Genomic DNA, 23,382 nt, shown 5'->3' on the forward strand with positions numbered 1-23,382 from the left:
GGGGGACCCTGTGGGAGAGTAGGACACCGCCGGACTTCTTTTCACGAAATGGCCACCCACCGGGTGGCCATTTCGCATTTAACAACCAACACCACAACACAACAGGGCGTCGGGAACGACGTAGGCTGGGCAACGTTCCCGCCACCCAACAGGAGAAGTCGTGAGCGATACACCGGCAGACGACCAGCGAGACGCGCGCAGCGCCGACGATCGAGGCGGCGCTTCCGGTGCACGCTCCGGTGGGTCGCGAGGCGACGGAGCGCGCCGATCGGACAACGGGAGCGGGCGTCCGAACCAGGGCGGCCGCGGAGGCTCCGATGGTTACCGCGGTTCCAGTTCGCGGGACGGACAGCGATCGAGCGGCGGGTACCGCAGCGACCGCGCACCGCGTGACGGTGGCCGAGACGGTGAGCGCTCTGGTGGGTATCGTGGCAACGGGACTCCGCGCGACGGGGCCCAGCGCGATGGGTATCGGGGCAACCGCGACTCAGCGCCGCGCGACGGGTATCGCGGTCGGGACGGCGGCTCCAGCGGTGCTGACCGCGGCGGCCGGGATGCCGGTTCGCGTGATGGGTACCGGGGAGACCGTGCTCCTCGTGAGGGCGGTTCGCGTGATGGCTATCGGGGTGATCGTGCTCCGCGTGATGGCGCTCCGCGCGATGGCTATCGGGGTGATCGTGCTCCGCGTGATGGCGCTCCGCGCGATGGGTACCGGGGTGATCGTGCTCCTCGTGATGGCGGCTCGCGTGATGGCTATCGTGGTGATCGTGCTCCGCGTGATGGTGCGCCGCGTGACGGGTACCGCGGTGACCGCGCACCCCGTAACGGCGAACGTTCCGGAGATTACCGCGGCAACGGTGGTACCGGGGCTCCCCGCACTGGTGGTTCTCGCGACGGGTACCGCGGTGATCGTGCTCCGCGTGAGGGTGCTCCGCGCGACGGGTACCGCGGTGATCGTGCTCCGCGTGATGGTGCTCCGCGCGATGGCTACCGGGGCGCGAGCTCGCGGGACGGGCAGCGTAGTGGCGCGCCGTCGGGTGGTCGTGGGGGCGCATCCCGTGGCTATGACAGGGACGGTGGCGGACGCGGCGCCGGACGTGACGGACGCGATGGACGTGACGGAGGACGCGATGGGGGCCGCGGCGACAAGCTGTGGACCAGGGACGGGCGTCCGGCGCGCGGCGACCGCGACGCCAGGGACTACGAGCGCGAGCTCACCGAAGAAGAGCGCATGGCGCGAGAGCTGCGGTCGGTTCGTCCACGGCACGACGACCCGGAGATCCCCGAGAGCGTGCAGGCGCGCGACCTCGACAAGGGGGCTCGTGTCGAGCTGAAGACGCTCAGCAAGGACAACGCCGACTGGGTGGCACGTCACCTGGTGATGGCAGCTCAGCTGATCGAGGAAGACCCGGAGCTCGCCCACAAGCACGCGCTCTCCGCCGCCCGTAGGGCAGGGCGCATCGCGGTCGTTCGCGAGACGCTCGCGATCACCGCGTACGGTACAGGCGACTTCGCCCTCGCTCTGCGGGAACTGCGCACCTATCGGCGCATCTCCGGTTCCAACGACCAGCTTCCGCTGATGGTGGACAGCGAGCGCGGGGTCGGCCGTCCGGATCGCGCGCTCGAACTCGGGCGGAGCGTTGACCGGTCGACGCTGCCGAACGACGTGCAGGTGTCGCTGGCCATCGCGATGTCCGGCGCGCGTCTCGATCTCGAGCAGCCGGAAGCTGCGCTGGCCGAGCTCGAGATTCCCCAGCTCGACCCGAACAGGGCGTTCAGCTGGAGTCCCGACCTGTTCCACGCATACGCGGATGTGCTCGGCGAACTCGGGCGCACCGAAGACTCCGAGGCGTGGCGCGAGCGCGCCACCCGTGCGGAGGAAGCGATCGGCGACGCGCTTTCGATGGATGAGCACGAGACCGTCGACGTCGTCGAGGAAGAGTACGAGTTCGACATCGACGGGGAGGACAGCATCGCGATCGGCGACGCTGGTTCCGTGGATGAGGATGCGGACATCGTGCTCGAGCTCGAAGACGACGTGGAGCTCGACGACGACGACGCTGACGACGCTGACGCTGACGCTGACGACGACAACTCTGATGACGACGACGCTGACGACATTGACGGCGACGACTCTGATGATGACGACGACGCTGACGACGCCGAGGCTGGCGACGACCAGCACAAGGACACCGACCAGGACGACGTGGAGGAAGACACGACCGATGGCCCTGTTTCGCCGGAGCGCTAAGACCGTGACCCCCCTCGACGGAGTCGATCTGGTGCTGGCTGACCTAGACGGAGTCGTGTACAAAGGCCCTGACGCGATTCCCCACGCCGTGGACAGCCTCAACCTGGCCGCCAAAACCGTGCGAGTCGGTTACATCACCAACAACGCATCCCGCACAGACGCATCCGTCGCCGGGCACCTCACCGATCTCGGCTTGCACGTGCAGCCGGCGGATGTGGTGACCTCGCCGCAGGCGGCCGTGCGGCTGCTCGCCCAGCACGTGCCGGCCGGGGCGACCATCCTGGTCATCGGCGGCGACGGCCTGGTCGACGAGGTGCAGAAGGGCGGGTTCGCCGTCACGCGTTCCGCCGACGACGATCCGGCCGCCGTGATCCAGGGCTTCGCACCCGAAGTCGGCTGGACGCAACTCGCCGAGGCGGCGTTCGCGCTGCAGGGCAGGTCGGACGAGGAGCGGCCGTGGGTCGCTACGAACACCGACTGGACCATTCCGGTCGCTCGCGGGATCGCACCGGGCAACGGCACGCTCGTCTCCGCCGTGCACACGGCAGCCGGACGCCTCCCGATCGTGGCGGGCAAGCCGGAGGTCGCCATCTTCGAAGAGGCGGTCACGCGCTTCGGTGCGTCCAAAGCATTGTTCATCGGAGACCGGCTCGACACCGACATCCTCGGCGCCAACCGCGCCGGGATCGACTCTGTGCTCGTGCTGACGGGGGTCGACCGCGCCAAGCAGCTGATCGCGGCGGACGCGAACTCGCGACCGACGTACATCCTCGGCGACCTGCGTGGACTGAGCGAGCCGTACCCGGCCACCGACTTCAGCAAGGACGGACGCACCGCCACCGTGGGGGACGCCTCCGTGTCGATCGACGGCAACGACGTGCGCATCCTGAGTGAGGGCGACGACGAGCTGAACCTGTTGCGCGCTGCGTGCGCGGTCATCTGGGGCTCCGGTCGTGCGATCTACGGGCTCGAGGTTCCGGAGCGACTGTACAGCTGAGCCGTCAGAGCGCCGTCGCCCGCTCCACGAGGCGGTAGCAGCGGCGGATGCGGTCGAGCCACCAGTCGCGACGGTCGCCGTCGGCCGCGAGCGCGTCGAGACGCGCTGAGGAGACGGACGGGCGCAGCACGGGGATGCTCCCGTCGACCGGGCGGAGCGGTTCGTCGGTGACGTCGTCGACGAACATTGCGGCAGTGCCCAGCCCGCAGTCGAAGTCGAGCCGGGGGACAGCGGCCGCAAGGTGCGCGCCCATCGCGATGCCGACGGAGGTGTCGATCGCGCTGGAGACGACGACAGGGAGGCCGGCCTCCGCGACGATGCGCAGAGCCGAGTGGATGCCGCCGAGCGGTTGCGCCTTGACGATCAGCAGGTCGGCAGCGTCCGCGCGGGCGACGGCGAGAGGATCGCTGGCCTTGCGCACGCTCTCGTCTGCGGCGATCGGAACATCCATGTATGCGGTGCGGCGGCGGATCTCGGCCAACTCCTCGATGGAGGCGCACGGCTGCTCCACATACTCGAGATCGAAGGGTGCGAGAGCGTGGATGGCGTGCTCGGCCTCATCGACGTTCCAGAAAGTGTTCGCGTCGATGCGGATGCGTCCCTCCGGGCCGAGGTGGTCGCGGACGGCGCGCACGCGTGCGATGTCGTCAGCGAGCGTCTGCCCCGGCTCGGCGACCTTCACCTTTGCCGTGCGCGCGCCGGGGTAGCGGTCGAGGATCGCCGCGACCGCGTGTGCTGCGACGGCGGGAACGGTCGCGTTGACCGGGATGCGGTCGCGCAGCGGGGTGGGGACGGCGCGCCAGCCGAAGTCGATGGCGGCGTGCAGCCAGTGGGCGGATTCCGCGTCGTCGTACTCGACGAACGGGGAGAACTCGGTCCAGCCCTCCTGGCCCTCGAACAGCACCGCCTCGCGGACCGTGATGCCGCGGAATTTCGAGGTCATCGGCAGCGCGACGACACGGGCGGTTTTCAAAAGGTCGGCGAGCTCGGGCAACATTCCACAAGTGTCGCACGACCGGTCCGCGCCGCGACCGTGAACCGTAGGCTGGTGGCATGGCAAAAGCAGTCTCAGAGATCTTCGACACGAGCGCGTGGAGCGAGGTCGCCGGCTTCGAGGAGCTGACCGACATCACGTACCACCACGATGTCGCCGGGCGCGTGGCGCGCGTGGCGTTCAACAGGCCGGAGGTGCGCAACGCGTTCCGGCCGCACACGGTCGACGAACTCTATGCGGCGCTGGAGGATGCACGCACCAACCCGCGGATCGGCGTCGTGCTGCTGACGGGCAATGGTCCGAGCCCGAAAGACGGCGGGTGGGCGTTCTGTTCGGGAGGCGACCAGCGCATCCGGGGACGCGACGGGTACAAGTACGCGGAGGGTGAGACGGCGTCAGGCATCGACGCTGCGCGCAGCGGGCGACTGCACATCCTCGAGGTGCAACGACTCATCCGGTTCATGCCGAAGGTCGTGATCGCGGTCGTCCCCGGCTGGGCGGCCGGCGGCGGCCACTCCCTGCACGTGGTCTGCGACCTGAGCATCGCGAGTGCTGAGCACGGGCGGTTCAAGCAGACCGATGCGGACGTCGGCTCGTTCGACGCCGGGTACGGCAGCGCATACTTCGCCAGGCAGATCGGGCAGAAGAACGCTCGGGAGGTGTTCTTCCTGGCCAGGGAGTACTCGGCACAGCGGGCATACGAAATGGGCGCGGTGAACGCAGTCGTGCCGCACGCCGAGCTGGAGACCACGGCGCTGGAATGGGCGAACGAGATCCTGACCAAGTCGCCGACAGCCATTCGGATGCTGAAATTCGCGTTCAACGCGGTGGACGACGGGCTGGTCGGGCAGCAGGTGTTCGCCGGAGAGGCGACGCGACTGGCGTACGGCACGGACGAAGCGGTCGAGGGGCGCGACTCGTTCCTGGAGAAGCGGGAGCCGGACTGGTCGCCGTTCCCCTGGCAGTTCTGAGCGGGCGTGGCGCGGATGACGACGGCTATCGGGAGGAAGCGGTGACGCGGGCGCTGCGGGTGGTGGATTCCGGGCGCCCGGCGGAGGTGTATGAAGCGCTGCGGGAAGCGCTCGGCGGTGGTGGTGGCGCTGTAGTGCCGCGCGACGGTGGCACGGGGCTCGGTGTCGGCGCTGGCGTCGATGTCGGGTCTGGCGTCGATGTCGGGTCTGGCGTCGATGTCGGGTCTGGCGTCGATGTGGCGTCTGGCGTCGATGTGGCGTCTGGCGTCGAGGTGGCGTCTGGGGCGTGGCCGGGTCAGGACGAGCGGGTGGCGCAGAACGTCGCGCTGGTGATCGAGACGTCGGGATCGACGGGAGTGCCGAAACGCGTGGCGCTGTCGGCGGACGCCCTGCTTGCGAGTGCCGCCGCGTCGGCGGGGGCGATGGGCGGACAGGGACAGTGGATGCTCGCGCTGCCCGCCCACTATGTGGCGGGGGCGCAGGTGCTTGTGCGGTCGATCGCCGCGGAGACGGAGCCGGTGTACTACGGCGACGGGCACTTCGATCCGACGCGGTTCGCGGAGGCGGCCGGCCGGCTGGAGCACGACCTGCGGTTCGTCTCCGTGGTTCCGGTGCAGCTGGCGAGGCTGGTCGCGGCGTCCGAGTCCGGTGACAGGGCGGTGGGCGACGCGCTGCGACGGTTCGACGGCATCCTCGTCGGTGGGCAGGCGCTCACGCCTGAACTGCGGAAGCGTGCGCTGGCGGCGGGCGCGCGCATCCTGAGCACATACGGGTCGAGCGAGACGGCGGGCGGGTGCGTGTACGACGGGCGACCGATCGGCACGACGAACGTTCGGGCGGTCGACGGACTGCTCGAGATCGCCGGGCCGGTGCTCGCGGAGGGCTACCTGGGCGATCAGGAGCGGACAGCGGCGATGTTCCACGAGGCGGACGGACAGCGATGGTATCGCACGGGCGACCTCGGGCGCGTGGACAGCGAAGGCACGGTGAGCGTGCTCGGCCGGGCCGACAACGTCATCATCTCGGGCGGGGAGAAGGTGCTGCTCGACGCGGTCGAGGGCGCGGTGCGGGCGCTGGACGGATTCGGCGGGGCGGTGGTGGTGGCCGTGGACGATGAGGAATGGGGCCAGGTGCCCGTCGTGGTCGTCGAACGCAATAGTTCCGCGTCGTCGACCACGCTCGCCGCGGTGCGCGCGCATGTCGCCGAGAGGGCAGGCCGGGCGGCAGCCCCCGCCGCCATCGTGCAGGTGGATGCGCTGCCGCACCTCAGCAGCGGCAAGCCGGACCGGGTGGCGGCGCGGCAGGTCGCGGCGGACGAAACGGCATAGCCGTTGTTGTTACGATTCGCACTGTGATGAGTCAGAACAAGCCACGAATGCAACGGATGACGCCCGCTCAGCGCCGCAACGGCGGCAGGCCTGGACGTCCCGGGGCAGCGAAGGTCAAGGTCAAGCCGGCAACCGCATCCGACTGGATCGCCGGCGCACGACTGCGCACCCTGCCGCTGGCGATCGCTCCGGTCATCATCGGCGTCGGCGCTGCCAAGGTGGCGGACGGAGCCGGGATCTGGCACCCGGTGCGCGCGCTGCTGTGCCTCGCCGTGGCGGTTTTCCTGCAGATCGGCGTCAACTACGCGAACGACTACTCAGACGGAATCCGCGGGACGGACCAGTTCCGGGTCGGGCCGAGCAGGCTGACCGGGTCCGGCAGGGCCGCGCCGAAGCGGGTCCTCACCGTCGCGCTCGTGTTCTTCGCGCTCGGCGCGGTCGCCGGGCTGGTGCTCGTGCTGCTCACCCAGCACTGGTGGGTGCTCATCGTCGGGGCCGCGGCCATCGTCGCCGCCTGGTTCTACACGGGAGGCAAGCGGCCGTACGGGTACTTCGGGCTCGGCGAAGTGTTCGTGTTCCTGTTCTTCGGGCTGGTCGCCACGGCCGGGACCACATACATGCTGGCGGGCATCGTCAACCAGGAGGCCTGGTTCGGCGCCGTCATCGCAGGGCTCATCGCGTGCGCGGTGCTGATGGTGAACAACATCCGCGACATCGGGCCGGACAAGCAGGCGGGCAAGCGGACGCTCGCCGTGCTGCTCGGGAACGTCGCATCCCGGATCGTCTTCTGCGTGCTGCTCCTGGTGCCGTTCGGCATCCTGGCCGTTCTGGCCCTGCTCTACCCGTTCGCCTGGTTCGGGATGTTCGCGCTGCTGGCCGCTCTGCCCGCCTGCGTCATCACGCTGTTCGCCAAGACGCCGCGCGAACTGGTCACTGCGCTGCAGCTGACCAGCTTCACCGGGCTGCTGGTGGCGCTGGCGCTCGGTGCCGCATACGCGTTCTGATCGGAGAACGGATCAGCGGCGTAACGAATAGCCGGAGACGCTGAGGCCTGAGCCGACTCAGGAGGCTTTGTCGGTGTGCTCGGTGTGCACCGGGTGCTCGGCGTGCTCTGGGTGCTCGGTGTGCTCGGCGGCGTCGACGACCGCATCTTCCGCGTCGTCGTCGACGGTCGTGGCCGGCTTGTCGCGGTGGCGGGCGGCGTACAGGTCCGTCGACACGGCGTTGCGCGGCTTGCTGAGGAAGATGTAGGAAAGGCAGAGCCCGATGAGCGCCGCCGCGATGACCGCGATCCACCAGTCGATGCGCAACACCAGCAGGATCGCGAGCGGGATCGCGAACAACAGGAGGCGGAGCACAGAATAAGTGACCCAGGAGGGAATGCGTTTCACCCTCCCAGCTTAGAGACACTCTCTGAGAGTTACGATTGACGCATGGTTCGCCTCTGGATAGTCCTCGGCGTCGCTGCCGCGGTTTTTTACATCTATTCCGTGGCAGACTGCGCCTTCTTCGACCGTTCCAGGGTGCGCGGCCTTCCCAAGCCCGTGTGGCTTCTCGTCATCATCCTGTTCCCGGTCATCGGCGGGGTGCTCTGGTTCCTCATCGGACGCGGTCGACGCAAGAACGGCATCGGCCGGCGCACAGTCGCCCCGGACGACGACCCCGAATTCCTGAAGCGCCTCCGCGTCGACCACGACCAGGAAGAGCGCATCCGGCAACTGGAGAAGGAACTCGCCGAACTCGATGACAACGGACCAGACAACGACCAAACCGGCCGCCGGGATGGGTGAACCAGCCGCACAGCCCGCTCCTACGGGAAACCCAGCCACCGACTACTCCATCGCACTCCTCACCGCGCTCGTGCGCGCGGGGGTGCACGACCTGATCGTCAGCCCTGGCTCGCGCTCGCAGGCACTCGCCCTCGTCGCCGCCGAGCTGGAACGCTCCGGCTCGGCCCGGCTCCACGTGCGCATCGACGAGCGGGTCTCCGGATTCCTCGCGCTCGGCCTCGCACGCGAAGGCGGGGCGCCCGCCGTGGTCATCACCACCAGCGGCACAGCCACCGCCAACCTGCACCCCGCCGTGCTCGAAGCGCACGAGTCCGGCATCCCGATGATCGTCCTCACCGCCGACCGCCCGGATGAGCTCCGCGGCATCCGCGCCAATCAGACCACCCACCAGGACGGCCTCTACGGCGTCGCCGTGCGTTCCACTCGCGATGTCGCGGCGCCGACCGGCGCAGACGGCGAACAGCGTGAGGCGACGGCGCTCGCGCTCGCCGCCGTGCGCGCGGCCGTCGGAGCGGACACAGGGGACCCTGGCCCCGTCCACCTCAACATCGCTTTCCGCGAGCCGCTGTCCGTCGCCGTCCCGGAGCTCGGACGCATCGAGGCAGGCGAACGGCCGGCGACAGCGGGTCCGGAAGCACTCGGACGGGAGACGATCGAACTCGCAGACGGCAAGCGCACCGTGGTGATCGCGGGAGCGGACGCCGGACCGGAGGCTGAGGAGTTCGCCCGCGCATCCGGAGCACCGTTGCTGGCTGAGGTGTCGAGCGGGTCCCGGTTCGGGCCGAACCTGGTCGTCGCATACCGGGAGCTGCTGCACGAGGACGACTTCGGCGGACGTGTCGAGCGTGCCATCGTCTTCGGACACCCGACGCTCAGCCGGGAGGTGCCCGTCCTGCTCACCAGGGAGGACGTCGAGGTCGTCGTCGTCGCGCCCAGAGGCGCGCAGGCGTACAACCCGGGGCACCGGGCGCGGATCGTCGGAGGGGTGCTCCCGCCCGCATCCATCGACCTGCGGTCTCCGGAGGTGCGCGCGTGGGTGGGCAGCTGGGTGTTCGGCAGCCGCCGCCTCATCGAGCAGGCGGAACTCGCTGCAGACCCGGCAGCCACGGCCCCGGACGTCGACAAGGCTCGTTCGTACGACCCGGCCGATGCTCTCGCCTTCGCCAAGGCGGAGCTCGCCGCCGTGCGCGCCCCGATCACGCGACCGTTGCTCGCCGAGGCGCTGTGGCGGTACACCTGGCCGCACGACCGCCTGCTGTTCGGCGCCTCCCGGCTGGTGCGGGATGCGGACAGGATCGTGTCGGGGAAGAAGCTCAGGGTGCACGCGAACCGCGGCCTCGCCGGAATCGACGGCACGATCGCCACGGCCATCGGCATCGCACTGGAGAGTCAGGCCGCCGCGGAGGCGGCAGGTGCGCCGACCGGCGTGACGCGGCTGCTGCTCGGAGACATCGCGATGCTGCACGACGTCGGTTCGCTGCTGTTCGGCGAAGGGGAGCGTCGGCCGCACCTGCAGGTGATCGTCGGAAACGACGGAGGGGGAACGATCTTCGACGGGCTGGAGGTGGCGACGAGCGCGCCTGCCAGCGCGTTCGACCGGGTGCTTTACACGCCGCAGAGGGTCGAGCTCGCGGTGCTCGCGCAGGCATACGGATGGGCGCACCGCGTCGTTCGCACGAAGGGCGAACTCGACCAGGCGCTGTCCGCTCCACCTGCGGGCGTGAGCATCGTCGAGGTTCCGCTCGGGCGCTGACCGGCGCTGCATCCCGCCAACTCGCCGTGTAGTTGCGCGGGTCGGGCCGCGCCGTGCCCGCAGAGGGGTAACGTGACGAAAATGCAAGGTAGCTGGTTTCGGCGCTCACGGCGTCGTGGAGCCGAATGACTCGGTCAGTCACGCCTCGGCAGGGTAAAGCCGCCGCCGGACGCGCGAATCGACCTGCTCCGGCCCGTGCCCACGGTCACCACCGGGGGCCGCTGGTCGCGGTCGCGGTCGCCGCCCTTGGGGTCGTCTTCGGCGACATCGGGACGAGCCCGCTCTACGCGCTGAAGACGGTGTTCCTCCTCGACGGCGGCGCCGTGCGCGCCAACGAGAGCGACGTCTTCGGCGTCATCTCGCTGATGTTCTGGAGCATCACGATCGTGGTCTCGATCAAGTACCTCGGCATCCTGATGCGCGCCGACAACGACGGCGAGGGCGGCGTGATGGCGCTGGCAGCACTCGCGCAGCGCCTCTACGCGAAGCGCGCGGGCAAGGCCGGGATTCTGCTGCTGATCGGCATCGTCGGCGTCTCGCTGTTCTACGGAGACTCGATCATCACGCCCGCGATCAGCGTCCTGTCGGCCGTCGAAGGCCTGCACGTCACGATCCCGGCGATCTCGCACCTCGTCATCCCGATCGCGGCCGTGATCCTGGTCGGCCTGTTCGTCGTGCAGCGTTTCGGAACGGGGAAGGTCGGCGTGCTGTTCGGACCGATCATGGTGCTCTGGTTCGTCGTGCTCGCCGTGGCAGGACTCGGAATGGTGATCCAGTATCCGTCCGTGCTGCTCGGGCTGTCGCCCAGCTACGCGGTGGTCTTCATCATCGCGCATCCCTCGATCTCGTTCATCGCGCTCGGCGCGGTGGTCCTCGTGATCACCGGCGCTGAGGCTCTGTACGCCGACATGGGGCACTTCGGCCGCTCGCCGATCCGCCGGGCCTGGTTCTTTCTGGTGTTCCCAGCGCTCACGATCAACTATCTCGGTCAGGCCGCGCTGATCCTGCACCACCCGGCGGCGAAGGCCAACCCGTTCTTCCTGCTGATCCCGGACTGGGGGCGGCTCCCCGTCGTCATCCTGGCGACGGCGGCGACCGTGATCGCCAGCCAGGCGGTCATCTCCGGAGCGTTCTCGCTCTCCAGGCAGGCCGTGCAACTGGGCTTGCTGCCGCCGCTCACCGTGCGCCAGACCTCGAAACGCGAGGGCGGCCAGATCTACATGCCCGCCATCAACGCTCTCCTGTTCGTCGGCGTGATGGCCGTGATGCTCTCCTTCGGCTCCTCCGATCGGCTGTCCACCGCATACGGGATCTCTGTCACAGGGGCGCTGGTCGTCGACACCCTCTTGCTCGTACTGGTCGCCCGCCCGCTCTGGGGCTGGGGGCCGTGGAAGATGGCTGCGGCCGCCATCGTCTTCGGCGGCCTCGAACTGGCCTTCCTCGCAGGAAACCTCTCCAAGATCGTGAACGGCGGCTGGGTTCCCCTGCTCATCGCTGCGGCCGTCATCCTCGTCATGACCACGTGGCGCCGTGGACGACTGCTGGTGAAGGAGGACAGGAAGGTCAAGGAGGGCTCTCTCGCCGAGTTCATCGAGGACGTGCGCAAGAAGAACCTCCCGCGCGTTCCGGGGATCGCGATCTTCCCGCACCCGAACAAGGACAGCACTCCGCTCGCCTTGCGGGCGAATGTGGAGCACAACCATGTGCTGCACGAAAACGTGATCATCGTGTCGGTGAGCACGGCCCAGGTTCCGCATGTGCCGCGCATGGAGGCGTTCTCCTATGACGAACTCGGCTACACCGACGACGGCATCGAGCACCTGACCATCCGCTTCGGCTTCTCGGACGAACCGGACATCCCGCGGGCGTTGCGTGCCGCGTGCTACGCGGGAGTGCTGCCGCTCCACGCGCGCGACTTCAACGACGCCTCGTACTTCATCTCCCGCGGGGCGATCCGGACCACCCGGACGACGAAGATGGTCAGGTGGCGCCGGTCGCTGTTCATCGCGCTCGCCCACAACGCCGCTGATCCCGCCGCGCGCTTCGGTCTCCCAGCGCTGCGCACCGTCACGATGGGGAGCGACGTCGAGATCTGACGCCAGCCAGGCAGGAAGGCAAGCCGGGCGGTCGATGCTCGGCAGGCTCTCGCGGATCGCACAACCGGTGGCCCGGACGGTGTGGCGCCGTTTGGAGGCCGTCGACAACGGAAGTGAGAGATCGTTGGCGGCTGGCTAGCATGACCGGGTGCACATGATCTTTCGGACGATGCTTCACTTCCTGATCTCGCGCTTCGGGCCGCGGCTGGGGCACTGGGATGTGGCCCGCACGAGATTCCGGGTGCTGCCTACCGATCTCGACATCCTGAAGCACATGAACAACGGCGTGTACCTGTCGATCGCCGACATCGGGCGCTTCGACCTGCTCAGCCGGAACGGCGTGTGGGCGATCTTCAAGAAGCGCGGGTGGTACCCGGTGGTCGCGTCGGAGACGATCTCGTTCCGGAAGTCGCTGGAACTGTGGCAGCCGTTCGTGGTCGAGTCGCGCATCCTGGGCTTCGACGAGCGGGCCGTGTATGTAGAACAGCGGTTCACGGTGGACGGCGAGATCTACACGCAGGCGTTCATCCGCGGCCGCTTCCTCAAACGGGGCGGCGGCATCGTGACCAATGAGGAGCTGCTGGATGCGGTGGGCGTCGCACCCTCCGACGTCTCGGTTCCCGAGTGGCTGCTGCAGTGGGGCGCGGATGCCGCCCTGCCGTCCACCAAGGCGGCCGCGCCGAGCGTCTGGGCGGAGTAGGACCGCATCGAGTCCGGACTTGTTCACGTTCAGGATCGGCGTGTCGCCTGAACAAGTCCGGACTCGATTGCTGGGGATGGGCTAGCGCGGGACGGGAGCCGGGCCGAACGCGAAGACGCCGTCGGGGTCCCAGGTGGCGCGGACCGTGGCCAGGCGGTCGAAGATCGCCGGCGGCCAGGTGTGCTCGAACGCCTCTGGGTCGCTGAGACCGGCTGACCAGTTGACGTTCGTGATCTCGGAGATGCGGTCGGCGAGCACGTCGGCCACGGCGGCAGCGCGAGCCGGCGCGAGTTCGGCGAACGTCGACGGGTCGGCCGCGAGCGTCGACACCGTGTACCTGCTGTCGCGGCCTCCGACGGACGAGCCCTCCGGGACGTCGCGCGCCGTCGCGCCGCCGAGCTGACGGATCTCGAGTGCGAGGAACGGCGACCCGGTTCCCGGTCCGGCCACGTCGAGCAGGGCTTCGCTCGTCTGCCTGTCGAACGAGTCGAGCATCAGACCGCGGATCCAGCTCGGCGCGCCCTGCTCAGGGTCGTTGTGGATGGTCGCGACGGCCGTGGTGGGCATCTCGCCGACCATGTCGAGGTACACCGGCGCCGCCGCGCGCATCGGTGCGAACAGCCGCTCGCCCTCGGCCGCGTCGCCGGGGAACGCGAAGCGCACACTGAGCAGCGAACGGCCGCGCAGTGGAGGCGGCGGCCCCTCCATGTCCGGGATCTGCAGGAAGACGACCGACGTGGTCGCCTCCTCCGACAGCTGCGCCGACCAGTCCGCCCATGCGCCGAACGCGTCTGCGATGGCGTCGCCTTCGAAGAACACGCTTCCGGCGTACAGCGTGCGCAGCGGCACGAGTTCGAGCGTCATCTCGGTGACTACGCCCAGCCCGCCCTTGCCCCCGCGCAGCGCCCAGAACAGGTCGGGGTTGGTGTCGGCGTCCGCCGTGACGACCTCGCCGTCCGCGGTGACGACGCGGAACCCGCGCGCCCAGTCCGATGTGAAGCCGTGGCTTCTCGCCAGCGGGCCGACACCGCCGCCGAGCGAGTACCCGACCGCTCCGACGCTGGTGGACGAACCGGTGACCGGCATGAGGCCGAACTCGGCGGTCGCGACGATGACCGGCGCCCAGCGCACGCCGGCGCCGAGGGTGGCGAGCCGCGCATCCTGGTCGATGGCGATGGTGTCGAGCGCCTGCGTTGCGATGATCATGCCGCCGACGATGGGCGTCTCCGAGCCGTGGCCGGTCGCCTGAATCCGCACGGGGATGCCCTGGTCGCGAGCGAAGCGGAGAGCTTCCGCGACATCGTTCTCGTCTGTGACGGCGACCACGATGTCCGGATCGTGGACGATGACCGGGTTGAAGCAGGCGACCTCGGCCGCGAGCCCCTCCTCCCCCCGGAGGTAGACAGTTCCTGCGATGGCGTCGCGCAGGCGCGCGACGGCATCGTCGTTGATTTCGATTCCCATGGGGAGAATGTAGAGGAGACGGCCGACACTGGGAATCACAGCCGGTATGGTGTCAGGGCTCTGACGTACCATTCCCTGCATGAGCACCGTCCTTCCCGCAGCGCCGGCCCCGGCTGGCGGCGCGGTCGAGACGGTCTACCGTCCAGCATCGCCCGTGGATGTGCGGAGCACGCTCTCCGTGCTCGGCCGCGGCCCGCACGACCCGACCACCAGGTGGGATGCGGGAGGCGTGTGGCGCACGTTCCGCACGCCGGCGGGCGCGGCGACCCTGCGCATCCGCTATCCGGGGGCGGACGGCAGCGTCCGCGCTACGGCGTGGGGGCCAGGAGCCGAGTGGGCGATCGACGCGGTGCCCGCTCTGCTCGGGCGCGACGACGACTGGGACGGGCTCGACGTGAGCGGAACGCCGCTGCTGCACGACAGCCGTCGCCGCAACGCCGGGCTGAAGCTGTCGAGCACCAATCGTCTGCTCGAGGCTCTGCTGCCCGCCGTGATCGAGCAGCGGGTGACCAGCCTGGAGGCCTACCGTTCGTGGGCGCGGCTGCTGCGCTGGTTCGGCGAGCAGGCACCAGGGCCAGCACCCGAGGGGATGCGCGTGGTGCCGACCGTCGCACAGTGGCGCGGCATCCCGTCGTGGGACTGGCATCGCGCCGGCGTCGACCCTGGCAGGGCGCGCACCGCGCAGGCGGCGCTCGCCGTCGCGGCGTCGCTCGAGCGCGCTGTCGAGCGCGCGGCCGGACAGCCGGACCCTCGGGATGCGGCAGCCAGGGCGCTGCAGACGATCCCCGGCATCGGGCCGTGGACCGCGGCGGAGACGCTGCAGCGGGCCACGGGCGACCCGGACATCGTGAGCGTCGGCGACTACCACCTGGCGCACTACGTCGGCGAGGCGCTCACCGGTCAGCGCGTCGACGACGACGGGATGCTCGAACTGCTGTCGCCGTGGGCAGGGCACCGGCAACGGGTCATCCGGCTGATCCTCGCCAGCGGGCACAGGTTCGAGCGGCGCGGGCCGCGCATCACGCTGCAGGACCACCGCTGGCACTGAGCAGGCGGTGACCGCATCCACGTGGCCGTCGCTGCGTCAGCCGGTGGTGCCGTTGGCCCTGCCGACCGCGTGCAGTGTGGCGTTCTCCGCCTTGATGTCCTGGTTGAGCTCGCGGCACAGGTTCTCGTAGTGCTCGAGGAACAGCGGGTAGTAGTCGCTCCAGGCCGGCATCGGCTTGCCGCTGCGCGCGGCGATCAGGCGGTCGAAGTAATAGTCCCAGCCGACGCCGATCACGGCTTCGTCCGTCAGAGAGCGGAGGCGTTGGCCGAGCGTCACCGTCGTGTGCCCGCTGGCCTCCGTGAGGTGGACGTAAACGCGCCGCGAGGTTCCGGACGGCCCGATGTCCGCGGCGAACCGGTGCGGCGAGTCGCACTCCAGAATGGTGACATTCTCCCACTCCGCCTCGTTGCCCTCCGCGTTCATCCGGAAGCGGGCGGCGCCGGTGGATGGGGTTCCCGTAAGCTCGCCGATCCACTCGGCGAGGCGCGGCGATCGTGAGAAATAGGACCAGACGTCCTCGATCGGCGCCTTGAAGATCCTGTCCAGGACCACGTAGACCCCGTCGTCTTTGCGTACGAGTCGACCCGTTGGTTGCGGCATCATGGTGCACCTCCCGCTAGACCATCACACTAGCCACGTTGCGCGGTTTCCGGCAGTGGATGCGGTGTGAGTCCTCACACGGTCTGCCCGGCTCAGCCCTCCAGCACCGCCATCGCCGCGTTGTGCCCTCCGAGCCCGCTGACCGCGCCTCCGCGCCGCGCCCCGGACCCGCACAGCAGGATGCGCGGGTGCTCGGTCGCCACGCCCCACCGCTGCGCAGGGGTGTCGAGCGGGTCGTCGTCCTCGGCGAACGGCCAGGAGAGCGGGCCGTGGAAGATGTTGCCGCCCGGCATGTTGAGGGCGTGCTCGATGTCGCGGGTGGTCTTCGTCTCGATGCAGGGATTTCCGTCCGCGTCGGTGAGCAGGAGGCTCTCGATCGGCTCGGCCAGGACGGAGTTCAGGGATGCGATGACCGCATCCTGGAGTCGTTGCCTGGTGGCGTCGTTGTTGTCGTCGGTGAGCCAGCGGTCGGGGGTGTGCAGGCCGAACACCGTGATGGTCTGGGCTCCGGATGCGGCGAGCTCCGGGTCCAGGATGCTCGGGTCGGTGAGCGAGTGGCAGTAGATCTCGCACGGGATGAGGTCCGGCATGACGCCGCGGACCGCCCCGGCGAAGGCGTCTTCGAGCTGCGTGTATGTCTCGTTGATGTGGAAGGTGCCGCCGAAGGCCGCAGCGGGGTCGACGGCTTCGTCGCGCAGCCGGGGGAGGCGTTCGAGCAGGAGGTTGACCTTGACCTGCGCTCCCTCGGCGCGGGGTCGGGACGGGGTGGCGTCACTCGGGGTCTCGCCGTCGCCCTGTCCGACGAGCAGCTGGTCGAGCACATCCGGTGCGACGTTGACGAGCACGTGCCTGCCGACCACGCGGCGGTCGTGGCCATGGCGGTCGTACCCGACGACGCCCTCCGGGCTGATCGAGGTGACCTCCGCATCCGTCACGATGCGGGCGCCGGCCTCACGGGCGGCCCTGGCGAGCTCGCCTGTCACCGTCCCCATGCCGCCGACCGGGACGTCCCACTGACCGGTGCCCTGACCGATGACGTGATAGAGGAAGCAGCGGTTCTGGGCGAGGGAGGCGTCGGAGACGCTGGCGAATGTGCCGATCAGGGCATCCGTCGCCACCACGCCGCGGACGAGGTCGTTGGAGATGCGCGACTCGATGAGCTCGCCGATCGGGCGCTCGAAGATCGACGACCAGAGCTCGTCGTCGCCGACGAGTGCCTTGGCCTCGCTGCGGGTCAGGAGCGGTTCGGTGACCGTGGGCCACAGGGACTGCGCGAGGGCACCGGTCGTCTCGTAGAAGTCGTGGAACGCGCGGGCGTCGTCCGGGGCTCCGATGCGGGCGAACGAGGAGGACGTGGCGTCCGCATCCGTGTTGTCGATGAGGAGCGCGGCTCCGGACTCGTCGCCGGGGACGGGCGTGTACGAGGAGTACCGGCGACGCGCCAGCCGGATGCGCAGCCCGAGGTCATCGACGATGCGCTGCGGGAGCAGGCTCACCAGGTAGGAGTACCGCGACAGCCAGGCGTCGACACCGGAGAACGCCTGCGCGCTGACCGCAGCGCCTCCCACGGATTCGAGACGTTCGAGCAGGATGACGCTCTTTCCGGCGCGTGCGAGATACGCGGCGGCGGTGAGGCCGTTGTGGCCGCCGCCGACGATCACCACATCGTGAGTCGGTGCCGGGGTCGTTGCTGGGGCCGGTGCCGGGGTCGCAGCCTGCTCGAGCTCAGGGGAGGAAGCGGAAGTGGCGGTCATGCGTCAGAGCCTATGCGGAGCGACGATCGTGCATCAACGCGATGGCAGCCGACGCGTCAGGACGGCACCGCGTCAGGACGGCACAGCTCGTGCGAGCGCGTCGCGGCACGCGACCACGCCTGGGCGCTCGGCAGAGGAGCGCCTCGCCGACGTGAAAACGGTGCGGTGCGGCGATCCAGGCAGGTCGATCAGGCGAACGCTCGGCGTCTCGCCTGCCCAGACGAGGTCGGGCAGGATGCCGACTGCGTTGCCGGAACGGATCAGGCGGATGTGCGCGATCAAGTCGGCGGTCTCGTAGCGGACGTCCGGCTCGAACCCGGCGGCACGGCACAGCTGGACAGCCCAGGTGCGCGCGGCCGTGCCCTGCGGCTCCATCACCCAGGGGAGGGTGGCGGCGCCGGCCAGGCTCGTGGTCGTCACCCGCGCATCCGCGCTGGAGCTGCTCGCCAGATGGATGGCGTCCGAGGCGAGCTGGACCCTGTCGAGGTCGGTGCGGAGCCCGCGCGTGCTGCCTGGGTACTGCTCGGCGATCACCAGGTCGAAGTCGCGCGCAGAGACCTCGAACAGGCCCTGCTCCGGCTCTCGCTCCGTGACTTCGACGCGAAGCTCCGGGTATTCGGCGGCGAGCGTGGAGAGCGCGCGCGGGATGATGGCGTGCGCCGCCGACTGGAAGACCGCGATCCGCACCACGCCGGCGACTGTGGTGCTGGATGCGGTCAGCTCGGCCTCCGCCCTGTCGAGCATGTCGAGGATGTCGCCGGTGTGCCTGACCAGGATCTCGGCCTGGGCGGTGAGCTGCACGCGGCGGCCGACCTTCTCGAGCAGGACGACGCCGGACTCCTTCTCCAGCGCCGAGAGTTGCTGGGAGACGGAAGACGGAGAGTACGACAGCGCCTCCGCGACGCCGGTGACGGTGCCGCGCACCTTGAGTTCGCGCAGGAGGCGGAGTTTGCGCACGTCGAGCATCCGTTGCCTTCATTCGGTCAGAGCGAACGATATCGTTCGCAAACATTCGCTTTTCCTGATGATACTGAGGCTGCACACTGTTTCCACAGGGGTCGGTTCTGCACAGATTTCGCGGGCCTCAGCGATCCCCCGAGCAGCGAGGAATACAGTCGTGGACATGGTCAATCACACGGATGGCAACGAGACGCGCCCGTCGCAGATCGCGGACGAGGCGGTCGAACTCGTGCGCACCTGGCTCGCTCAGAGCTCCGCGACCGCCGAGGGTGCCCCTGCTGCGCAAGACCCGGCGGCCGAGCGTCTCGCCGGCGTGCTGAAAGACCCGCACGGACTCGACTTCGCTGTCGGATTCGTGGATGGCGTCGCCCGCCCGCAAGACCTGTTCGTGGCCGGCTACAACCTACAGAAGGTGGCCAAGCGCATCCCGTCGTTCCTGCCGTGGTACATGCGGTTCGCGATCTGGCTGGGCGGTGTGTTCGGGCCGGTGCTCCCGTGGATCGTCATTCCGATCGCGCGTCGTGTGCTGCGCGGGATGGTCGGCCACCTGGTCGTCGACGCCACCCCGCAGAAGCTCGGACCGGCCATCGCCCACCTGCGCACGCCCAACGATCCGCACGGACACGGAGCGCGGCTGAACCTCAACCTGCTCGGGGAGGCCGTGCTCGGAGAGAAGGAGGCGGCGCGGCGCCTGGAAGGCACGAGAGAGCTGCTCGCGCGCGACGACGTCGACTACGTCTCGATCAAGGTGTCCTCGATCGCGTCGCAGCTCTCGATGTGGTCGTTCGACGAGACGGTCGAGCGCGTGGTGGAACGGCTGACGCCGCTGTACCAGCTGGCCGCGTCGTCTCCGAAGCCGAAGTTCATCAACCTCGACATGGAGGAGTACCGCGACCTCAACCTGACGATGGCGGTCTTCACCGGCATCCTGAGCAAGCCGGAGTTCGCGAAGCTCGAGGCGGGGATCGTGCTGCAGGCCTACCTGCCGGACGCCCTGGATGCGCTGCAGACCCTCACGGAGTGGTCCAGCACCCGGCGGGTCGCGGGCGGCGCCCCGATCAAGGTGCGCGTGGTCAAGGGCGCGAACCTGGCGATGGAGCGGGTGGATGCGGCCATCCACGATTGGCCGCTCGCCACCTACGGCAGCAAGCAGGCCACCGACACCAACTACAAGCGCATGCTCGATTGGGCGCTCACACCGGAGCACACGGACGCGGTGAAGATCGGCGTCGCAGGGCACAACCTGTTCGACGTAGCGTACGCCTGGCTGCTGGCCTCGCGTCGCGGGGTGACGGACAGCATCGACTTCGAGATGCTGCTCGGGATGGCAACGGCCCAGGCGGAGGCGGTCAAGAAGACGGTCGGCAGCCTGCTGCTCTACACGCCGGTCGTCAACCCCGCAGAGTTCGACGTGGCGATCTCGTACCTGATCCGCAGGCTCGAAGAGAACGCGAGCCAGGAGAACTTCATGTCCGCGGTGTTCGAGCTCGACTCGGATGCCGGCGTGTTCGAGCGGGAGAAGCAACGGTTCCTCGCCTCGATCGCCGAGCTGGAAGCAGACACGCAGCCGTGGGGTGTCGCGCCGCTGCCCAACCGGCAGCAGGACCGCTCACGGGAGTGGGACGAGGCGAGCGCAGAGGCGTTCACCCGGCCCGCCGCGCCGGAGCCTGCCGCTGATGGCGACGAAGGGCTGACGAGCGTCGTGCTCGGGCTGCGCCGCGGGTCGAGCGGCGACGGGGTCGTCGGAGAGCCGATGACCGTCGACGTGATGCGCGGCTTCCACAACGCCGCAGACACGGACCCGTCGCTCGCGGCGAACCGGAGCTGGGGCAGGAAGATTCTCGCCAGGTCGTCCGCGTCGGAGCTGGGAGTCGAGACCATCGCGTCTGCCGCGCTCACCGACGCCGGTCAGCTCGATGAGCTCCTCCAGACCGTGAGGATCAACGGCGAGGCGTGGGGTGCGCGCAGCGGCTTCGACCGCGCTGCCGTGCTCGACCGTGCCGGGATCGCACTCGCCGCGAACCGCGACAGGCTCATCGAGGTGATGGCATCCGAGACGGGCAAGACCATCGCGGAGGCCGACCCAGAGGTCAGCGAGGCGATCGACTTCGCCCACTACTACGCCAGCAGAGCGCGAGAATTGGATGCGGTCCAGGGCGCCCGTTTCGTGCCGTCGAAGATCACCGTCGTCACGCCTCCATGGAACTTCCCCGTGGCCATCCCCGCCGGCTCCGTCCTCTCCGCGCTCGCCGCGGGTAGCGGGGTCGTCATCAAGCCGGCTCCTCAGGCCAAGCGCTCCGGCGCTGTGATGGTCGAGGCGCTCTGGGAGGCGGGCATCCCGCGCGAACTGCTGGCTCTCGTCGACGTGGCGGAGAACGACCTCGGACAGGCGCTCGTCTCGGACCCACGCGTGGACAGGGTGATCCTGACCGGCGCGTACGAGACGGCCAAGCTGTTCCGGTCGTGGCGTCCCGACCTGCCGCTGCTGGCCGAGACGAGCGGCAAGAACGCCATCATCGTGACGCCGAGCGCCGACTACGACCTGGCCGTCTCGGACATCGTGAAGAGCGCATTCGGCCACGCCGGCCAGAAGTGCTCGGCCGCGAGCCTCGTCATCCTGGTCGGTTCCGTCGCCACCTCTGATCGGTTCCGCAACCAGCTCATCGACGCGGCCACGAGTATGCGCGTCGGATACCCGCAGGACCCGACGAGTCAGATGGGGCCGCTGATCGAGCCGGCATCCGGCAAGCTGCTGCACGCGCTCACCACGCTCGGCGCATCCGAGGAGTGGCTGGTGAAGCCGAAGCAGCTGGACGGCACGGGCAGGCTGTGGTCGCCCGGCATCCGTGCGGGAGTGCCGGCAGGCTCGTACTTCCACCTCACCGAGTTCTTCGGTCCGGTGCTCGGGATCATGACGGCGAAGAACCTGGACGAAGCGATCCGCTATCAGAACGCCATCGAGTACGGGCTCACCGCCGGACTGCACTCGCTCGACTCCGAGGAGCTGGCGCTCTGGCTCGAGTCGGTGGAAGCGGGAAACCTCTACGTCAACCGCGGGATCACGGGCGCCATCGTGCAGCGTCAGCCGTTCGGAGGGTGGAAGCGCTCGTCCGTCGGCGCCGGCACGAAGGCCGGTGGACCGAACTATCTGATCGGGCTCGGATCGTGGGTGCCGGACGCTGGCAGCTCCAGCGCCAGCCTGCACCTGCGTGGGCTCGACAAGCGGGTGTCCGACCTCATCGAGTCCGGTCAATCGTCGATGGACTACGCGGCGTTCGACGTCGTGCGACGGTCGGCGCTCAGCGATGCCATCGCCGCGGCGACGGAATACCACGCCGTCAAAGACGTGTCCGCCATCGGGGTGGAGCGTAACCTGTTCCGCTACCGGCCGGTGCCGGTGACCATCCGGCTCTCCGAGGGGGCGGGGCTTCCCGAGCTGCTGCGGGTGATGGCGGCGGGGACCGTCGCGAACTCGCCGTTCGCGGTGAGCACGGCGGTCAAGCTGCCGCGGGCGATGCACCAGCTCCTGCGCGAACGCGAGCTCGAGGTGGTCGTGGAGTCGGACGCGCACTGGCTGTCGCGCATCCGGTCGCACGCGGCACGGCCCCACCGCATCCGGCTCATCGGGGGAGACGCGTCCGAGCTGGCAGCCGCACTCGGGGGCACCCCGGACGTGGCTGTGTACGCCAACCAGGTCACGCCGTCCGGGCGCATCGAGGTGCTGCCCTTCCTCCACGAGCAGGCGATCTCGATCACCAACCACCGGTTCGGAAATCCGACGCAGCTTTCCGACACAGTCATCTGATCGGAGACGGGCCCGCGTAGCCTGAAAACATGACGACACCCAGCCTTCCCCTCAACTCAGGAACGTCCATCCCGCAGCTCGGTCTCGGCACCTGGCCACTCGACGACCGCGAGGTCGAGCGCGCGATCGTCGAAGCGGCGGCCATCGGATACCGCCACATCGACACGGCGGTGAAGTACGGCAACGAGGTCGGCGTCGGAGCCGGGGTGAAGAACAGCGGCGTCGCCAGGGAGGCGCTGTTCGTCACCACGAAGCTCGACGGCACGTACCAGGGAGACGACCGCGCTGTCGACGGGCTGGACGGCTCGCTTGCCAGGCTGGGGCTCGACTACGTCGACCTGCTGCTCATCCACTGGCCGCTGCCCGCTCGGGACGAGTACGTGTCCACCTGGGAGACCTTCATCCGGCTGCGGGAGGCGGGCAAGGCGCGCGCGATCGGCGTCTCCAACTTCAAGCCAGCGCACATCGAAAAGCTGATCGCGGAGACCGGCGTGACCCCGGCGGTGAACCAGATCCAGCTCAGCCCGGCTATTCAGCGACGTGAGCAGCGCGCATACGACACCGAGCACGGGATCGTCACGGAGTCGTGGAGCCCGCTCGGCGCCGGAGGCGAGCTTCTGCGCTCGCCGGTGCTGGCCGAGATCGCAGAGAAGCACGAGAAGACGCCGGGGCAGGTCGTGCTCCGCTGGCACATCCAGAACGGGCTCGTCGTCATCCCGAAATCCAGCAACGCCCAGCGGCTCGCGGAGAACTTCGACGTGTTCGGGTTCGAGCTGGACGCAGCGGACCTGGCCGCGATCGACACGCTCGACGAAGGGCCGGACGCCGGAGTGGACTCGGACCGCAGCGGGCACTGACAACGGCGCCGGTG

At 69.1% G+C, this 23,382-nt stretch carries 19 protein-coding genes; 13 read left to right on the top strand and 6 right to left on the bottom strand.

Annotated elements, in window-relative coordinates; translation table 11 throughout:
* The first annotated feature begins 428 nt into the window (after positions 1-428).
* Genes ACIRCZ_RS17105 through ACIRCZ_RS17115 form a run of 3 tightly spaced genes read left to right on the top strand, consistent with a single transcriptional unit; the run spans position 429 to position 3,248 of the window.
* Positions 429-1,334 carry a hypothetical protein gene (locus ACIRCZ_RS17105; RefSeq protein WP_402855106.1) on the top strand — a complete coding sequence of 302 codons (906 nt, stop codon included), beginning with the start codon at positions 429-431 and terminating at the stop codon, positions 1,332-1,334.
* Positions 1,232-2,251 (top strand): hypothetical protein, encoded by a 1,020-nt coding sequence (locus tag ACIRCZ_RS17110; RefSeq protein ID WP_402855109.1) that lies wholly within the window; start codon positions 1,232-1,234, stop codon positions 2,249-2,251. Before ACIRCZ_RS17105 ends, ACIRCZ_RS17110 begins: the two co-directional genes overlap by 103 nt.
* Positions 2,226-3,248, top strand: coding sequence for an HAD-IIA family hydrolase (locus ACIRCZ_RS17115; RefSeq protein ID WP_402855112.1), 1,023 nt, complete (start codon positions 2,226-2,228; stop codon positions 3,246-3,248). The genes ACIRCZ_RS17110 and ACIRCZ_RS17115 overlap by 26 nt, the downstream gene beginning before the upstream one ends.
* A 4-nt stretch (positions 3,249-3,252) precedes the next feature.
* Here the strand turns inward: ACIRCZ_RS17115 and ACIRCZ_RS17120 are convergent, their stop codons facing one another.
* Complete coding sequence (locus ACIRCZ_RS17120; RefSeq protein ID WP_402855115.1) at positions 3,253-4,245, bottom strand: o-succinylbenzoate synthase; 993 nt, start codon at positions 4,243-4,245, stop codon at positions 3,253-3,255.
* A gap of 56 nt (positions 4,246-4,301) precedes the next feature.
* On the opposite strand from ACIRCZ_RS17120, the gene ACIRCZ_RS17125 reads away from it, so the two are divergent.
* The 3 genes from ACIRCZ_RS17125 to ACIRCZ_RS17135 are packed head-to-tail and all read left to right on the top strand — an operon-like array spanning position 4,302 to position 7,545.
* A complete protein-coding gene (locus ACIRCZ_RS17125; RefSeq protein WP_402855118.1) occupies positions 4,302-5,213 on the top strand; it encodes a 1,4-dihydroxy-2-naphthoyl-CoA synthase in 912 nt (303 codons plus the stop codon).
* A gap of 41 nt (positions 5,214-5,254) precedes the next feature.
* On the top strand, positions 5,255-6,541 hold the full coding sequence (locus tag ACIRCZ_RS17130) for an AMP-binding protein (protein ID WP_402855121.1): 1,287 nt from the start codon (positions 5,255-5,257) through the stop codon (positions 6,539-6,541).
* Between the two features lie 26 nt (positions 6,542-6,567).
* Entirely contained in the window at positions 6,568-7,545 is a 978-nt protein-coding gene (locus tag ACIRCZ_RS17135; protein ID WP_055888955.1) for a 1,4-dihydroxy-2-naphthoate polyprenyltransferase, read from the top strand.
* Between the two features lie 57 nt (positions 7,546-7,602).
* Here the strand turns inward: ACIRCZ_RS17135 and ACIRCZ_RS17140 are convergent, their stop codons facing one another.
* A complete protein-coding gene (locus ACIRCZ_RS17140; RefSeq protein ID WP_402855125.1) occupies positions 7,603-7,932 on the bottom strand; it encodes a DUF4229 domain-containing protein in 330 nt (109 codons plus the stop codon).
* Between the two features lie 42 nt (positions 7,933-7,974).
* On the opposite strand from ACIRCZ_RS17140, the gene ACIRCZ_RS17145 reads away from it, so the two are divergent.
* The 4 genes from ACIRCZ_RS17145 to ACIRCZ_RS17160 all read left to right on the top strand — a co-directional run bounded on the left by ACIRCZ_RS17145 (position 7,975) and on the right by ACIRCZ_RS17160 (position 12,880).
* Complete coding sequence (locus tag ACIRCZ_RS17145) at positions 7,975-8,331, top strand: PLD nuclease N-terminal domain-containing protein (protein WP_055888961.1); 357 nt, start codon at positions 7,975-7,977, stop codon at positions 8,329-8,331.
* Positions 8,324-10,084 carry a 2-succinyl-5-enolpyruvyl-6-hydroxy-3-cyclohexene-1-carboxylic-acid synthase gene (gene menD, locus ACIRCZ_RS17150; RefSeq protein ID WP_402855128.1) on the top strand — a complete coding sequence of 587 codons (1,761 nt, stop codon included), beginning with the start codon at positions 8,324-8,326 and terminating at the stop codon, positions 10,082-10,084. The genes ACIRCZ_RS17145 and menD overlap by 8 nt, the downstream gene beginning before the upstream one ends.
* 125 nt (positions 10,085-10,209) lie before the next feature.
* The gene (locus ACIRCZ_RS17155; protein ID WP_402855131.1) at positions 10,210-12,180 is read left to right on the top strand and encodes a potassium transporter Kup; all 1,971 of its coding nucleotides are present in this window, start codon (positions 10,210-10,212) and stop codon (positions 12,178-12,180) included.
* 154 nt (positions 12,181-12,334) lie between these two features.
* On the top strand, positions 12,335-12,880 hold the full coding sequence (locus ACIRCZ_RS17160; protein WP_082581097.1) for a thioesterase family protein: 546 nt from the start codon (positions 12,335-12,337) through the stop codon (positions 12,878-12,880).
* 81 nt (positions 12,881-12,961) lie between these two features.
* Here the strand turns inward: ACIRCZ_RS17160 and ACIRCZ_RS17165 are convergent, their stop codons facing one another.
* Positions 12,962-14,344: an FAD-binding oxidoreductase gene (locus tag ACIRCZ_RS17165; protein WP_402855134.1), complete on the bottom strand. Its 1,383-nt coding sequence runs from the start codon at positions 14,342-14,344 to the stop codon at positions 12,962-12,964.
* Positions 14,345-14,423: 79 nt separating this feature from the next.
* Between ACIRCZ_RS17165 and ACIRCZ_RS17170 the strand changes: the two genes are divergently transcribed.
* On the top strand, positions 14,424-15,392 hold the full coding sequence (locus ACIRCZ_RS17170) for a DNA-3-methyladenine glycosylase (RefSeq protein ID WP_055888981.1): 969 nt from the start codon (positions 14,424-14,426) through the stop codon (positions 15,390-15,392).
* Between the two features lie 36 nt (positions 15,393-15,428).
* On the opposite strand, the gene ACIRCZ_RS17175 is transcribed toward ACIRCZ_RS17170, so the two are convergent.
* From ACIRCZ_RS17175 to ACIRCZ_RS17185, 3 genes are all read right to left on the bottom strand, one after another.
* Complete coding sequence (locus ACIRCZ_RS17175) at positions 15,429-15,995, bottom strand: SRPBCC domain-containing protein (protein WP_055888984.1); 567 nt, start codon at positions 15,993-15,995, stop codon at positions 15,429-15,431.
* An 89-nt stretch (positions 15,996-16,084) separates the two neighbouring features.
* On the bottom strand, positions 16,085-17,746 hold the full coding sequence (locus tag ACIRCZ_RS17180) for a phytoene desaturase family protein (protein ID WP_402855139.1): 1,662 nt from the start codon (positions 17,744-17,746) through the stop codon (positions 16,085-16,087).
* Between the two features lie 72 nt (positions 17,747-17,818).
* Positions 17,819-18,712: a LysR family transcriptional regulator gene (locus ACIRCZ_RS17185; protein ID WP_402855142.1), complete on the bottom strand. Its 894-nt coding sequence runs from the start codon at positions 18,710-18,712 to the stop codon at positions 17,819-17,821.
* 157 nt (positions 18,713-18,869) lie between these two features.
* Between ACIRCZ_RS17185 and ACIRCZ_RS17190 the strand changes: the two genes are divergently transcribed.
* Together ACIRCZ_RS17190 and ACIRCZ_RS17195 are read left to right on the top strand one after the other, a co-directional pair.
* Entirely contained in the window at positions 18,870-22,511 is a 3,642-nt protein-coding gene (locus tag ACIRCZ_RS17190; protein ID WP_402855145.1) for a proline dehydrogenase family protein, read from the top strand.
* Between the two features lie 29 nt (positions 22,512-22,540).
* The gene (locus ACIRCZ_RS17195) at positions 22,541-23,368 is read left to right on the top strand and encodes an aldo/keto reductase (RefSeq protein WP_055888995.1); all 828 of its coding nucleotides are present in this window, start codon (positions 22,541-22,543) and stop codon (positions 23,366-23,368) included.
* The last annotated feature ends 14 nt before the right edge of the window (positions 23,369-23,382 follow it).

Source organism: Leifsonia sp. NPDC102414 (assembly GCF_044765685.1).
In the GTDB taxonomy this organism is placed as follows: Bacteria; Actinomycetota; Actinomycetes; order Actinomycetales; family Microbacteriaceae; genus Leifsonia.